Origin of the sequence: Micromonospora sp. NPDC005299 (assembly GCF_042872345.1) — a bacterium.
Classification (GTDB): domain Bacteria; phylum Actinomycetota; class Actinomycetes; order Mycobacteriales; family Micromonosporaceae; genus Micromonospora.
This window is the reverse complement of the sequence record NZ_JBIAKG010000004.1, coordinates 334,880-349,059: the sequence shown is the minus strand read 5'-3', so window position 1 is coordinate 349,059 and position 14,180 is coordinate 334,880. Positions and strand designations below refer to the sequence as shown.

The 14,180-nt window shown below is 72.9% G+C and carries 13 protein-coding genes and 2 pseudogenes; 11 read left to right on the top strand and 4 right to left on the bottom strand.

Annotated features, from left to right (window positions below):
* Nucleotides 1–12: 12 nt before the first annotated feature.
* A pseudogene (locus ACFYPD_RS14720) lies at nucleotides 13–288 on the bottom strand (Scr1 family TA system antitoxin-like transcriptional regulator); the annotation flags it as partial.
* A 226-nt stretch (nucleotides 289–514) separates the two neighbouring features.
* On the opposite strand from ACFYPD_RS14720, the gene ACFYPD_RS14715 reads away from it, so the two are divergent.
* Nucleotides 515–1,432 (top strand): transposase, encoded by a 918-nt coding sequence (locus tag ACFYPD_RS14715; protein ID WP_387113017.1) that lies wholly within the window; start codon nucleotides 515–517, stop codon nucleotides 1,430–1,432.
* Nucleotides 1,342–1,602, top strand: a complete 261-nt coding sequence (locus tag ACFYPD_RS14710; RefSeq protein ID WP_387113401.1) for a transposase — start codon at nucleotides 1,342–1,344, stop codon at nucleotides 1,600–1,602. The genes ACFYPD_RS14715 and ACFYPD_RS14710 overlap by 91 nt, the downstream gene beginning before the upstream one ends.
* A gap of 16 nt (nucleotides 1,603–1,618) precedes the next feature.
* On the opposite strand, the pseudogene ACFYPD_RS14705 reads toward ACFYPD_RS14710, so the two are convergent.
* Nucleotides 1,619–1,804: pseudogene (locus ACFYPD_RS14705) on the bottom strand (XRE family transcriptional regulator); the annotation flags it as partial.
* 288 nt (nucleotides 1,805–2,092) lie between these two features.
* Between ACFYPD_RS14705 and ACFYPD_RS14700 the strand changes: the two are divergent.
* Nucleotides 2,093–2,368: a hypothetical protein gene (locus ACFYPD_RS14700; RefSeq protein ID WP_387113016.1), complete on the top strand. Its 276-nt coding sequence runs from the start codon at nucleotides 2,093–2,095 to the stop codon at nucleotides 2,366–2,368.
* Nucleotides 2,369–2,496: 128 nt separating this feature from the next.
* Here the strand turns inward: ACFYPD_RS14700 and ACFYPD_RS14695 are convergent, their stop codons facing one another.
* Nucleotides 2,497–3,174: a hypothetical protein gene (locus ACFYPD_RS14695; RefSeq protein ID WP_387113014.1), complete on the bottom strand. Its 678-nt coding sequence runs from the start codon at nucleotides 3,172–3,174 to the stop codon at nucleotides 2,497–2,499.
* Nucleotides 3,175–3,322: 148 nt separating this feature from the next.
* On the opposite strand from ACFYPD_RS14695, the gene ACFYPD_RS14690 reads away from it, so the two are divergent.
* From ACFYPD_RS14690 to ACFYPD_RS14665, 6 genes are all read left to right on the top strand, one after another.
* Entirely contained in the window at nucleotides 3,323–3,958 is a 636-nt protein-coding gene (locus tag ACFYPD_RS14690; RefSeq protein ID WP_387113013.1) for a GyrI-like domain-containing protein, read from the top strand.
* A 139-nt stretch (nucleotides 3,959–4,097) separates the two neighbouring features.
* A complete protein-coding gene (locus ACFYPD_RS14685; protein ID WP_387113011.1) occupies nucleotides 4,098–5,462 on the top strand; it encodes a glutamine synthetase family protein in 1,365 nt (454 codons plus the stop codon).
* A 39-nt stretch (nucleotides 5,463–5,501) separates the two neighbouring features.
* Nucleotides 5,502–6,857, top strand: a complete 1,356-nt coding sequence (locus tag ACFYPD_RS14680; RefSeq protein ID WP_387113009.1) for an aldehyde dehydrogenase family protein — start codon at nucleotides 5,502–5,504, stop codon at nucleotides 6,855–6,857.
* Nucleotide 6,858: 1 nt separating this feature from the next.
* On the top strand, nucleotides 6,859–7,626 hold the full coding sequence (locus ACFYPD_RS14675) for a 3-oxoacyl-ACP reductase (protein ID WP_387113007.1): 768 nt from the start codon (nucleotides 6,859–6,861) through the stop codon (nucleotides 7,624–7,626).
* The gene (locus ACFYPD_RS14670) at nucleotides 7,623–8,393 is read left to right on the top strand and encodes a gamma-glutamyl-gamma-aminobutyrate hydrolase family protein (RefSeq protein WP_387113005.1); all 771 of its coding nucleotides are present in this window, start codon (nucleotides 7,623–7,625) and stop codon (nucleotides 8,391–8,393) included. The genes ACFYPD_RS14675 and ACFYPD_RS14670 overlap by 4 nt, the downstream gene beginning before the upstream one ends.
* Nucleotides 8,394–8,516: 123 nt before the next feature.
* A complete protein-coding gene (locus tag ACFYPD_RS14665; RefSeq protein WP_387113003.1) occupies nucleotides 8,517–12,176 on the top strand; it encodes a SpoIIE family protein phosphatase in 3,660 nt (1,219 codons plus the stop codon).
* 19 nt (nucleotides 12,177–12,195) lie between these two features.
* Here the strand turns inward: ACFYPD_RS14665 and ACFYPD_RS14660 are convergent, their stop codons facing one another.
* A complete protein-coding gene (locus ACFYPD_RS14660; protein WP_387113001.1) occupies nucleotides 12,196–12,510 on the bottom strand; it encodes an STAS domain-containing protein in 315 nt (104 codons plus the stop codon).
* Between the two features lie 94 nt (nucleotides 12,511–12,604).
* Between ACFYPD_RS14660 and map the strand changes: the two genes are divergently transcribed.
* Together map and ACFYPD_RS14650 are read left to right on the top strand one after the other, a co-directional pair.
* Complete coding sequence (map, locus tag ACFYPD_RS14655) at nucleotides 12,605–13,462, top strand: type I methionyl aminopeptidase (RefSeq protein WP_387112999.1); 858 nt, start codon at nucleotides 12,605–12,607, stop codon at nucleotides 13,460–13,462.
* The gene (locus ACFYPD_RS14650) at nucleotides 13,459–14,175 is read left to right on the top strand and encodes a VIT1/CCC1 transporter family protein (protein WP_387112997.1); all 717 of its coding nucleotides are present in this window, start codon (nucleotides 13,459–13,461) and stop codon (nucleotides 14,173–14,175) included. Before map ends, ACFYPD_RS14650 begins: the two co-directional genes overlap by 4 nt.
* The last annotated feature ends 5 nt before the right edge of the window (nucleotides 14,176–14,180 follow it).

Below are 14,180 nucleotides of genomic sequence, written 5' to 3'. Positions count from 1 at the left end.
TAGATGCCGCTAACGACCACCGACACACCAATAGTTGTTAACCCCCTCGAAGACCACGGCGATGAGCAGTGGTGGACGGTCCCGGTGCAGGATGGTCTGTCGACCCAACCGCGACGCGACGAGGTCTTCAACCTCGGTCGCTGTCAGGGCCTCCCCAGCGAGGGTGGCGCGGGCGTACTTCTCGGTCTGCAGGAGGCCGGGTATCCACATGTGCTCGAACCAGCGCAGTGCGACTGCCTCCCGCTCCCAGTCAACCCATTCGCGCAGCCACTGCGGCTCCCGTCGCTTGAGGACTGTGAGGATGGGCAGGTGCCGCCCGGCGGGCGGGGTCTGACTCAGCTTGAGACTGGCCCTGCGGGTGCGTTCGTGATGACCCGTCGACCTCGCCACGGGCGGCACCGACCTCGGCCAGACGCGGATGTGTCCCGATAGGGGCCTTGCCACGCACCGTCACAGTCCTGACCACCGCGTCTGGTCGACGTCGGTCCCCTGACCCCTTGTCGAAGGATCTGGCTTGACCACCGACGCCCCGACCGATGCCACCTTCATGGATGAGGAGATCATCCTGGGGGTGGACACGCACAACGATGCCCACGTCGCCGCGGTGATCACCACGTTGGGCGCCCGGCTGGACACGCGTGCGTTCCCGACCACCGCCGCCGGCTACGCCGATCTGGTGGACTGGGCTCGCCGACACGGCCGGCTGCGCCGCGCCGGCGTGGAAGGCACCAGCTCCCACGGCACCGCCCTGACCCGGCACCTGCACCGCGAAGGGGTGCAGGTCATCGAGGTCAACCGGCCGGACCGTGCCGTGCGCCGACGGCGCGGCAAGAGCGACGCCATCGACGCGGAGAACGCCGCCCGCGCGGTGCTGTCCGGGCAGGCCACCGGCCTGGCCAAGAGCGGCGACGGCGCCGTGGAGACGATCCGCATGTTCAAGATCGCCAAGGACTCGGCGGTCAAGGCCCGCACCCAGGCCATCAACCAGCTCAAGGCCGTGCTGGTGCGCGCCGACCCGACACTGCGCGAATCGCTGAGTGGTCTCGGCCGCGTCGCGTTGATCCGCCGCTGCGCAGCCCTACCCCCCACCACCGACCACAGCACCCGCGCGGCAACCATCACGGTCCTGCGCAGCCTGGCCCGCCGCGTCCTGGCCCTCACCGACGAGGCCCGCGCCCTGCAACAGCAGATGAGCGCCACCATCACCGCCTGCGCGCCGCAGCTGCTCGAGCAGCACGGCGTCGGCCCCGACACCGCCGCAGCACTGCTCATCACCGCCGGCGACAACCCGACCGACTGGCCAACCACGCCGCATTCGCCGCCCTCTGCGGCGTCAACCCGATCGAGGCGTCATCGGGCAAGACCACCCGCCACCGCCTCAACCGCGGCGGCGACCGGCGCGCCAACAGCGCCCTCTACACCATCGTCCTGACCCGACTCGGCCGCGACCAACGCACCCGCGACTACGCCATCAAACGGACAGCCGAGGACAAGTCCACGAAGGAGACCATCCGCTGCCTCAAGCGCTACGTCGCCCGGCAGATCTTCCCCCTCATCACCGCAGCCCTGTCACCAGCGACAACGCCTATCCCGACGACTTGACAAACATAGGGGCGTCATCGGGCCATAGGTCCCCAACGTCCCGGCCTAGGAGCGCGGCCACCTGCGCACGTCGGCGAGGCTGAGGTATCCGTCCCGGCGAGATCCAACGAGCTGCCGTCTTCGGATCCACGCCGGTCTGAGCTGCCAAGCTCTCGGCTGTCTCGCCGGCTTCGGCCATGGCGCTGTGAAGTGTGTGGGTCATCCCGGTCCCAAGAAGGATGTCCTGAACGTCCTCAGCGAATAGATGAACGTCGTGTACTCGTCCCATCACCCTCGGCAATGTGTCCCTCACGCGGGTCCGCTTGGCGCAGTCGAGCAGCGGGGCGGACTCCTGCCCGGGGCCGCCCTGTTTCCCTGAACCAGGGCGGCCCCCTCCAACGACGAGGAGGCTGATGTGCGTACCCGATGGTTCCGGTGCCCGGCCAGGAGGCTGTTGGAGCGCGGGCCGGTCGGCACCGGCGGCGGAGCGGCGGGCGAACGGGGACCACCGGTGTCCGGTGTGCTCGCGGCGACCGCGCACGTCGGCCACCGCCCGACCTGGGACTGCGGGCGCTGCGGCGAGCCCTGGCCGTGCCTCGCCTACCGCGCTCTCCGGGTCGACTCCGCGGCGCTCATTCCGGTCATGTCGTCGCTGCTCCGCGGTGCCATCCGGGATCTGCGTGGACGGCCCGATGGGCCGGAGCCTCCGGAGATCGTGCGGCGGTTCCTCTGGTTCCTGCCGCTGACCGGCGAGGAAGCCCGCGCCGTGGCCCGCCGGCTGCGGTAATGGGGCGACGGACCATCCCGCACGTCCCGATGCGCCCGCTCTGGCGGTGCCGGAGCTGCGGCGCGGAGTGGCCCTGCCAGCCGGCACGGCTGTCGCTGCTCGTCGAGTACCGGGGGAACCGGACCGGGTTACTGCTCCATCTCGCTGGGCTGATGGCCGAGGCCACGGAGCAACTGGCCCGGCTCAACCCGGACCGCGTCCCGGACCTGTACCACCGCTTCCTCGCCTGGGCGCGCGCCCGCGACTGACTCCGCTTCCGCCAGCCCGCTTCCCGGACCCGTTCCCGGGCGCGACGCGGGCCGCTGCACCCGGTCGGGATGGTCGGGACCGGGAAATCGGAACGGCACGCCCAGGTGGTCGGCGAGTCCCGTGCCGAGGCGATCCGCCGCGTCGGCGGCCGGCCACGGTGGGACCCGGCCGGTGGACCCGGCCAGGTTGTCCCGGTGCCGGACCAGGGTGAGCGGGGCCTCGCCCAGCGGGCCGTGCAGGGCGGCGACCAGCAGCACGTCCGGGGCGGGTCGTTCGCCGCGCCACCGCGCCTCGATCGCGGCGGGTGGTGCCGGCAGCGCCGCGACCCGGGCGAGCAGCGCCGGCAGGTCGTTCGCCGGTGTCGGGTCCCGACGCAGTTCCTCCTGGAGCGCGGCCAGCCGGTGCAGGACCAGTTCGTGGCAGTCCCGCAGCGGCGGCCGGGGGGTGAACGCGTCGGAGACGGCGCGGATCGCGGGGATCATCCGGCCGTGGGCGATGAGCCGGTCGACGCGGTCCTGATCCGCCCCGGTCAGCCGGCTCCACAGCGTCTCGTCCATCGCGCTATTGACGGCCAGGGACCCCAGGGTGTCGTAGGGGTTGGGTACAACCAAACTCCCCTCCCGCGGACGGCGCGTGAGGTTCCCGTGCTCCCTCTGCCCTACGGGCGGGAAGGCAGTGGCTCGCCGCCCCGAGTCCAGGTGCGCGATGACGAACAAGACGGACTTCAGGAAGACCCTCGACGCCTACCAGGCCCGACAGGGCCGGTTCCGGGTGGTGGACGTGCCCGACATGAGCTATCTCATGATCGACGGCCACGGCGACCCCAACACCTCGCCCGCCTTCGTCGAGGCGGTCGAAGCGCTCTATCCCGTGGCGTACAAGCTGAAGTTCGCCAGCAAGCGTGACCTCGAGCGGGACTACGTCGTCCCGCCGCTGGAGGGCCTGTGGTGGGCCGAGGACATGTCCTCCTTCACCTCGGCGCGGGACAAGTCGCGGTGGGACTGGACGCTGATGCTCATGGTCCCGGACTGGATCGACCAGGCCATGGTCGGCGCCGCTGTCGAGCAGGCCCGGGCGAAGAACCGGCCGGCGCGTCTGGACGACGTCCGTCTGGAGCCGCTGTCCGAGGGGCGGTGCGTGCAGACGCTGCACGTCGGTTCCTTCGACGACGAGGCGGTCGTGCTCTCGCACCTGCATCACGAGGTTATCCCCGCCCAGGGGTTCCGCATGGCGGGCACGCACCACGAGATCTACCTCAGTGACTTCCGCAGGGTCGCACCCGAGAAGCAGCGCACGATCCTGCGGCAGCCGGTCACCGCCGAGGCCGCACCCGGCGCGTAGGAGCACCCCGACCGGCGCGCTCGCGCGCCCGCGACCGCCCCGGCTTCCGCCACCGGCCGATCGCGTTTGCGTTGGTGGCCGCAGGGGGCATTGACGGTGATCCGTTCTGCCAGTAGACCTTGGTGATGGAGGCGCGCCAATGAGGAAAGCTCCGCTCACGCTGGAACAGCTGCGCGTCGCGGTCGCCGAGGGCGAGATCGACACGGTGGTGCTCGCACTGACCGACATGCAGGGCCGCCTCCAGGGCAAACGGTTCCACGCCCCCTACTTCCTGGACCAGGTGGTCGCGCACGGCAGCGAGGGCTGCAACTACCTGCTCGCGGTGGACGTCGACATGAACACCGTCGACGGGTACGCCATGTCGAGCTGGGAACGCGGCTACGGCGACTTCGCCATGCGGCCCGACCTGGACACGCTGCGCCGGGTGCCCTGGCAGCCCGGCACCGTGATGCTGCTGGCCGACCTGGAGTGGCTGGACGGCTCAGGCCCGGTGGTCGCCTCGCCCCGGCAGATCCTGCGCCGGCAGCTCGACCGGCTGGCCGCCCACGGGCTGACCGCGTACGCGGGCACCGAGTTGGAGTTCGTGCTGTTCCGCGACTCGTACGAGGAGGCGTGGCGGCGCGGCTACCGGGAGCTGACCCCGGCCAACCAGTACAACGTGGACTACTCGCTGCTCGGCACGGCCCGGGTGGAGCCGCTGCTGCGCCGGATCCGCAACCAGATGGCCGGCGCCGGGCTGACCCCGGAGAGCGCCAAGGGGGAGTGCAACCTCGGCCAGCACGAGATCGCCTTCCGCTACGACGAGGCGGTGGCCTGCGCCGACCATCACGTCATCTACAAGAACGGGGCGAAGGAGATCGCCGCCCAGGAGGGCATGTCGATCACTTTCATGGCCAAGCCGAACGCGCGGGAGGGCAACTCCTGCCACATCCACTTCTCGCTGCGCGACGCCGACGGCCGTTCGGCGATGCTCGGCGACGGGCCGGCGCACCTGTCGACCACCGGGCAGCGGGTGCTGGCCGGGCTGCTCGCCACCATGCGCGAGTTCAGCCTCCTGTTCGCCCCCAACATCAACTCCTACAAGCGCTACCAGCCCGGCTCGTTCGCCCCGACCGCCCTGCGCTGGGGCACCGACAACCGCACGTGCGCGCTGCGGCTGGTCGGGCACGGCCAGGGGATGCGGGTGGAGAACCGGGTGCCGGGCGCCGACGTCAACCCGTACCTGGCGATCGCCGCGCTGGTGGCCGGGGCGGTGCACGGCATCGAGCGGGAGCTGGAGCTGGGTGAGGAGTGTGCCGGCAACGCGTACGACGACGCCGAGGCCGAGCGGGTGCCCGGCACGCTCCGGGACGCCCTGGCCCTCTGGGAGTCCTCGGAGACCGCCGGGGAGGCGTTCGGCGCCGAGGTGGTCGACCACTACGCCAACAACGCGCGGGTGGAACTGGCCGCCTTCGACGCCGCCGTCACCGACTGGGAGCTGACGCGTGGCTTCGAACGCCTCTGACCTTGCGCTCGGGATGCCGCCAGGAGAAGGGTGGGGCGCGTGACCCAGGTGATCAACCCGGCGACCGGTGAGCCGCTGCGTGAGGTGCCGGCCACCTCGCTCGCGGAGACGGACGCGGCCATCGAGCGGGCGGCGGCGGCCTTCGAGACGTGGCGCGCGGTGGCGCCGGGGGACCGGGCGCGGCTGCTGCGGCGGTTCGCCGCCGTGGTCGACGCGCACCGGGAGGAGTTGGCGCTGCTGGAGGTGCGTAACGCCGGCCACACCATCGGCAACGCGCGCTGGGAGGCCGGCAACGTCCGGGATGTGCTCGACTACTACGCGGGCGCGCCGGAGCGGCTGACCGGGCACCAGATCCCGGTGCCCGGCGGGCTCGACGTCACCTTCCACGAACCGCTCGGCGTGGTCGGGGTGATCGTGCCGTGGAACTTCCCGATGCCCATCGCCGGCTGGGGCTTCGCCCCGGCGCTCGCCGCCGGCAACACGGTGGTGCTCAAACCGGCCGAGCTGACCCCGCTGACCGCGTTGCGCCTGGCCGAGCTGGCCCTCGACGCCGGCCTGCCGGAGGGCGTGTTCACCGTGCTGCCCGGTCAGGGCGGCGTGGTGGGCGAGCGGTTCGTCACCCACCCGGCCGTCCGCAAGGTCTGCTTCACCGGCTCCACCGAGGTCGGCACCCGGATCATGGCGGGCTGCGCCGCCCAGGTGAAGCGGGTGACGCTGGAGCTGGGCGGGAAGTCCGCCAACCTGGTCTTCGCCGACGCCGACCTGGCGAGGGCGGCGGCCACCGCGCCGGCCGCGGTCTTCGACAACGCGGGCCAGGACTGCTGCGCCCGCTCCCGGATCCTGGTCCAGCGCTCCGTGTACGACCGCTTCCTGGAACTGCTCGAACCGGCCGTGCGGGCGTTCCGGGTCGAGGACCCGGCCGCCGAGAGCGCCGAGATGGGCCCGCTGATCTCCGCCGGGCACCGGGACCGGGTCTCCGGGTACGTCGACGGGGCGAAGGTCGCCTTCACCGGCGCCCGCCCCGACGGCGCCGGCTTCTGGCACGCCCCGACCGTGCTGCTCGCCGACTCCCCGACCGACCGGCACTGGCGGGAGGAGATCTTCGGCCCGGTGGTCTCGGTGCTCCCGTTCGACGACGAGGCGGACGCGATCCGCCTGGCCAACGACACCGAGTACGGGCTCTCCGGCTCGATCTGGACCCGGGACGTGGGCCGCGCGGTCCGGGTGGCCCGGGCGGTCGAGTCCGGCAACCTCAGCGTCAACTCGCACTCCTCGGTGCGCTACTGGACCCCGTTCGGCGGGATGAAGCGCTCCGGCCTCGGCCGGGAGCTGGGTCCGGACGCGCTGCACGCCTTCACCGACGTCAAGAACGTGTTCATCAGCACGGAGGAGTGAGATGCAGGGACGGCTTCAGGACCGGGTCGCCGTGGTGACCGGGGCGGGCAGCGGCATCGGCCTGGCCACCGTGCGGCGGTTCGCCGCCGAGGGGGCGCGGGTGGTCTGCGTGGACATCGACGCCGAGGCGGGCAAGCGGGCCGCCGACGAGGTGGCCGGCGAGTTCGTCGCCGCCGACGTGGCCGACGAGACGGCCGTCCGGGAACTCTTTGACGGGGTGGCGCAGCGACACGGCCGGGTGGATGTCGCCTTCAACAACGCCGGAATCTCGCCGCCCGACGACGACTCGATCCTGGAGACCGGGCTGGACGCCTGGGAGCGGGTGCTGCGGGTCAACACCACCAGCGTCTACCTCTGCTGCAAGTACGCCATCCCCCACATGCGTCGGCAGGGCAAGGGCTCGATCATCAACACCGCCTCGTTCGTGGCGCTGATGGGGGCGGCGACGTCGCAGATCGCGTACACGGCGAGCAAGGGCGGGGTGCTGGCGATGACCCGGGAGCTGGGCGTGCAGTTCGCCCGGGAGGGCATCCGGGTCAACGCGCTCTGCCCCGGCCCGGTCGCCACGCCGCTGCTGCTGGAGCTGTTCGCCAAGGACCCGGAGCGGGCCGCCCGGCGCCTCGTCCACGTGCCGATGGGCCGGTTCGGCAACCCCGAGGAGATCGCCGCCGCGGTGGCCTTCCTGGCCAGCGACGACGCCTCGTTCATGACCGCCGCGCAGTTCGTGGTGGACGGCGGGATCACCGGCGCGTACGTGACGCCCCTATGAGTCGGCGGCCGCTCATCGGCGTGACCGCCTACGTCGAGCCGGCCGGCTGGGCGGTGTGGCGGGACGTGCCGGCGACGCTGGTGCCGCAGGCGTACGTCCGGGCCGTGACGGCGGCGGGCGGCCGGGCCGTGGTGCTGCCCCCGGACGACGCCGACGCGGACGTGCTGCGGGTGCTGGACGGGCTGCTGCTGGCCGGGGGCGCCGACGTCGGCCCGGAGCGGTACGGCGAGCCGCCCGACCCGCGTACCGAGAGCCGGCCGGACCGGGACGCGGGGGAGTTGACGTTGCTGACCGCCGCGCTCGCCGCCGACCTGCCGGTGCTGGGTGTGTGCCGGGGCATGCAGCTGCTCGCGGTGGCCTACGGCGGCGCGCTGCACCAGCACCTGCCGGACGTGGTGGGGCACGACGGCCACCGCCCGGCCCCGGGGGTGTACGGGTCGCATCCGGTCCGGTTCGCCGCCGGCAGCCTGGCCGGGGCGGTGATGGCCGGGGTGGACCGGGTCAACTCGTACCACCATCAGGGGGTGGCCGACCCGGGCGGCCTGGCCGTGACCGGCTGGGCCGACGACGGGGTGGTGGAGGCGGTGGAGGATCCGGCGCGGCGCTTCCTGCTCGGCGTGCAGTGGCACCCGGAGAACGACGCCGATCCCCGGCCCGTCGCCGCTCTGGTCCGCGCGGCGGCCGGTGCCGCCACGCCCCACGACACCGGCCGGGCCGACCCGCGGGAGCGCTCGACTCGCCGCCGGCCGCCGGTTACGTCAGGATGAGGCGTACGTAACCAGCGTCTCAGGGCGGGGATGCGTTACGTTGCTCCTCCGCCTGGGTAGTAGGCGGGGACGACCGGCGTGGCTGCGCCGGTCGTCGTGGATTCGGCCGGAGCGGGAGGCTGCATGGGCTCGGCCCAGGGGGGCGGGGGCGTTGGTCGTTCGTCCTCGGAAACCGGGGAGGCGCTTCCACCACTGCTGAGCGCGGCGTTCGACGCGGGGGGCGAGATGGGCGAGCGGCTACGCGGCTTCGACTGGTCCCGCACCCCGCTCGGCGCCCCGCACGGCTGGCCCCCCGCGCTCCACCACGCGGTCAGCACGATGCTCTCCTCGCGGGCCCAGATCGTGCTGTTCTGGGGCCCGGACCACCTGGCCTTCTACAACGACGCCTACCGGCCCACCATCGGCGACAAGCACCCGGCGGTCCTCGGCCAGTCCGCCCGCCGGCACTGGGCGGAGACCTGGGACGTGCTCGGGCCCCTGCTCGACGGGGTGCACCGCACCGGCACGCCCTACCGCGGCGAGAACCACCCCTTCGTGCTCAACCGGCACGGCTTCCTGGAGGACGTCTACTTCGATATCTCGTACGACCCGATCCGGGACGCCGACGGCAGCGTCAGCGGGGTGTTCTGCTTCGTCAACGAGACCACCGGGCGGGTGGTCGGTGAGCGTCGGCTGCGGACCCTGGCCGAGCTGGGCACCGAGCTGGCCGACGTGCGCAGCACCGTGGAGCTGGGCCGGACGGCCGCGCGGGTGCTCGACGCGCACCGGGAGGACGTGCCGTTCAGCGCCGTCTGGCTGCACGACGAGGACGGCGCACCGGTGCTGGCCGGCTGCGCCGGGCTGGACCCGGCCACGGTCACCGGCGGGCCGCCGGCCCCCGGCCCCGGCGAGACCCCGGACGAGGCCCGCTGGGTCTCCACCGCCGACCTGCTCGGCGCGGTGCCGCCGGACGCCGCCGACCGGGCGTTGCTGCTGCCGCTCACCGCCGTCCACGAGCCGGCCGGCGTCCTGCTGCTCGGGGTGGCTCGCCGGCTGCCCTTCACCGACGACTACCGCCACTTCGCCGACCTGGTGGCCGCCCAGATCTCCCGGGAGGTCGGCAAGCAGCGGGCGTACGAGCAGGAGCGGGCCCGGGCCGCCGCCCTCGCCGCGCTGGACCGCGCCAAGACCAACTTCTTCGCCAACGTGAGCCACGAGTTCCGCACCCCGCTCACGCTGGTGCTCGGGCCGCTGGAGGACCTGCTCGCCGACCGCGACGTGCCCGAGGCGTACCTCGACCGGCTGGCCATGATGCACCGCAACGCGCTGCGGCTGCTCAAGCTGGTCAACACCGTGCTCGACTTCTCCCGGCTGGAGTCCGGCCGGCTGACCGCCCGCTACCAGCCCACCGACCTGTCCGACTACACCTCCCGGCTGGCCAGCACCTTCCGCTCGGTCACCGAACGGGCCGGCCTGCGCCTGGTGGTGGACTGCCCGCCGCTGCCCTCACCGGTCTACGTCGACCGGGACATGTGGGAGAAGATCGTCCTCAACCTGGTGTCGAACGCGGTCAAGTTCACCTTCGACGGCGAGATCCGGGTCCGGGTCAGCGCCGGCGCCGACGTCGCCGTGCTGGAGGTCGCCGACACCGGGGTCGGTATCGCGCCGGAGGAACTGCCGCAGGTGTTCGAGCGGTTCCACCGGGTGCCCGGGGCCCGGGCCCGCACCCACGAGGGCACCGGCATCGGCCTCGCCCTGGTCCGCGAGCTGGTCGAGATGCACGGCGGCGCGGTCGAGGCGCACAGCGTCGTCGACCACGGCACCACCTTCAGGGTCACCGTGCCGTTCGGCTACGCGCACCTGCCCGCCGACCGGGTCTCGGCCCTCGCCCCGGCGGCGCTGGCCGAGCCGGAGCAGGCCCGGCTCTACGTCGCCGAGACGGCGCTCTGGACCGATGAGGTGGCCCGGCCCGGGGGGCTGCCGGAGCCGGTCGGGGTGCCGGGTGGAGCGGGCCGGATCCTGGTCGCCGACGACAACGCCGACCTGCGCGAGCACGTCAGCCGGCTGCTCTCCCCGGCGTACGAGGTGGTCGCCGTGCCGGACGGCGTGGAGGCGCTGCGGCTGGCCGTCGACTCCCCGTTCGACCTGGTGCTGACCGACGTGATGATGCCCCGGCTGGACGGCTTCGGGCTGGTCACCGCACTGCGCGCCAACCCGGTCACCCGGCACGTGCCGATCGTGCTCCTCTCCGCCCGGGCCGGCGCGGCGGAGGAGGTCGCCGGGCTCTCGGTCGGCGCGGACGACTACCTCACCAAGCCCTTCTCCAGCCAGGAACTGATCGCCCGGGTCCGGGCCAACGTCGAGCTGGGCCAGCTCCGCGGCCAGATCATCCGCCGGCTGCGGGCGCTCGCCGACGCCGCCGTGGCGATCAACACCGCCCGGTCCACCGCCGAGGTGGTGCAGGTCGCCGCGCGGCACGCGCTCAGCCTGGCCGAGGCCGCCCGCGTGCTGGTCACGGCCAACGGGGCGCGCTACGAGGCGGACAGCGGCGGGGACGTGTCCGCCGAGCCGTCGGTGGTGCTCCCGCTGACCGGCACCACCGACGAGCAGCTCGGCGAGCTGCGGGTCTGGCGCCGGGAGGGTGGCGGCGCCGAGCAGGCGGCGCTCACCGAGCTGGCGCGGCTGGTCGGCGTACGGCTGGAGAACGCCCGGCTCTACGAGGCCGAGCACCGGATCGCCACCACCCTCCAACACAGCCTGCTGCCGCGTACGCTGCCGCAGCTTCCCGGCGCCGTGGTGGCCAGCCGCTACCTGCCGGGCGGCGCCGACATCGAGGTCGGCGGCGACTGGTACGACGTGATCGGCACTCCCGACGACGAGCTGGTGCTGGTGATCGGCGACGTGGTCGGCAAGGGGGTGCGGGCCGCCGCGGCGATGGGCCAGCTCCGCAACGCGTTGCGGGCGTACGTGCTGGAGGGCTACGACCCCGGGGAGGCGCTGACCCGGCTCAACCGGCTGGTCGGCTCCACCGAGGGCGGCTCGTTCGCCACCGTGGTCTGCCTCCACTTCTCCCCGCGCACCGGCCGGCTCCGATACGCCAGCGCCGGCCACCCGCCGCCGCTGCTGATCCGAGGAGATGAGGCGGTGTTCCTGCACGATCGGGCGCTCGGGCCGCCGGTCGGGGCGATTCCCGGCACGGCGTACCGGACCGTCGACGCCGAGCTGGCCCCCGGCGGCCGGCTGCTGCTCTACACCGACGGGCTCATCGAGGACCGGCAGGCCGGCATCGACGCCGGGCTCGGCCAGCTCCGGGCCGACGCGACCACGCCGGGTGAGCACGTGGCCGACCTGGTCGACGCGGTGGTCGAGCGGGTCGCCGAGCGGACCCGGCACGACGACGTGGCGGTGCTCGCGCTGGAGGCGACCGAGCTGAACCGCTTCGCGCTGCGGCTGCCGGCCGACCCGACCCGGCTCAGCGTGCTGCGCAAGCGGCTGGAGGACTTCCTGGTCGCCCACCACGTCGGCGAGACCGACCTGTTCGACCTCACGGTGGCCATCTCCGAGGCCGCCGCCAACGCCATCGAGCACCCGGTCGCCCCGGCCGAGCCGATGATCGGCGTCGAGGTGACCATCGAGGACCGGACGGTGACCGCCACGGTCCGGGACAGCGGCCGGTGGCGGGAGTCCACCGGGTCGAGTTTCCGGGGCCGGGGGCTGGCGCTGATCCAGGCGCTTGGCGAGATGACCGTGACCCGCACGGACGACGGCACCGAGCTGGTCCTGCGCCGCCGGCTGGCGGGCTGAGGCCGCGGCGGGCGGGGGCTCAGGCCTGCGCCAGCCAGTCCTGCTCGCCCAGGCCGGAGATCTCCAGCACCCGCCGCACCTGACGGGACGGCAGCACGGTGAGCGCGCCGGGGAGCTGCTGGGCCAGCCGGACCACGGCGTGGATCGCCGCGGAGTCGAAGAAGGTCACCGCCCGCAGGTCGAGCGTGACGTGGCGGGCGGAGTCCCGGAGGACCGTCTGGTACATGGTGTCGGCGGTCGCCATGTCGACCTCGCCTACCACCTGGACATGCAGTTGATCACCGTCGATCTCCGCTGTCGCGGAGAAGACGGGCGGCGCGCCCCCTTGATCCACGGAGCAACAATGGCACAGCGCCTGCGGTGCGGCAACAACCCGGGCGAGCGGGCCGTGGCGGGGGTCACCAGGGGTGCGGCGATAGGCTGTAATCATGACCGTCCGTGCGCCGCTGATCCCCGGCACGCTCTCCCCGTGGCGAGCGGTTCCCACTCACATCCCGCGTCCCGAGTACGTCGGCAAGAAGCGTCCGCAGGAGTGGCGCGGCTCGCACGTGCAGACGCCGGAGACCATCGAGAAGATGCGTCTCGCCTGCCGGCTCGCCGCCCAGGCCACCCAGCTCGCCGGGGAGCACTGCAAGCCGGGGGTGACCACCGACGAGATCGACAAGGTGGTCCACGAGTTCCTCTGCGACCACGGCGCCTACCCGTCGACGTTGGGCTACAAGGGCTTCCCGAAGTCCTGCTGCACCAGCCTCAACGAGGTCATCTGCCACGGCATCCCGGACTCGACGGTGCTCGAGGACGGCGACATCATCAACGTCGACGTGACCGCGTACGTCGGCGGGGTGCACGGCGACACCGACGCCACCTTCTGCGTGGGCGAGGTGAGCGAGGAGGCCCGCCTGCTGGTCGAGCGGACCCACCAGGCGATGATGCGCGGCATCAAGGCGGTCGCACCGGGCCGGCAGATCAACGTGATCGGCCGGGTCATCGAGTCGTACGCCAAGCGGTTCGGCTACGGCGTGGTGCGCGACTTCACCGGCCACGGGATCGGCGAGTCCTTCCACAGCGGCCTCTACGTGCCGCACTACGACAGCCCGCGCCCCACCGACGTGATGGAGCCCGGGATGACCTTCACGATCGAGCCGATGATCACCCTCGGCACCTACCAGTACGACATGTGGGACGACGGCTGGACCGTGGTCACCAAGGACCGCCGGTGGACGGCGCAGTTCGAGCACACCATCGTCGTGACCGACGACGGCCACGAGATCCTCACCCTGCCGTGACCGACACCCCGGCGGCGCTGCGCGAGGCGCACCACGCGGACGTGTCCGGCGGCTGGCTCCGGCCGGCCGTGTTCGGGGCGATGGACGGGCTGGTCACCAACATCGCGCTGATCGCCGGGGTCGGCGGCGGCGGGGTCTCCCCGCGCAGCGTCGTCCTCACCGGCGCGGCCGGGCTGGTGGCCGGCGCCATCTCGATGGGGCTGGGCGAGTACACGAGCGTCCGCTCGGCCAACGAGCAGGTGGCCGCCGAGGTGGCCAAGGAGCGGCGCGAGCTGGAACGGCATCCCGAGGCGGAGGCCCGCGAGCTGGCCGACGCGTGGGTGGCCCGGGGGCTGCCGCGGGACCTGGCCACCCAGGTCGCCGAGGCGGTGCGGCGCAACCCGGAGGAGGCGCTGCGGGTGCACGTCCGGGAGGAGCTGGGCGTCGACCCCGACGAGCAGCCCAGCCCGTGGGCGGCCGCGGTTTCCTCGTTCCTCTGCTTTTCGGTCGGCGCGCTGGTGCCGCTGGTCACCTACCTGCTCGGCTTCACGAGCCTCGCGCTGGCGCTCGCCGTCGGCGGGGTGGGGCTCTTCGTGGCCGGGGCCGTCGTGGCCCGGTTCACCAACCGCAACTGGTGGTCCAGCGGGCTGCGGCAGCTGCTGCTCGGCGGCCTCGCGGCCGGCGCCACCTACCTGGTCGGCGCCCTGATCGGCATCCAGGGCGGGATCGGCTGACCGGC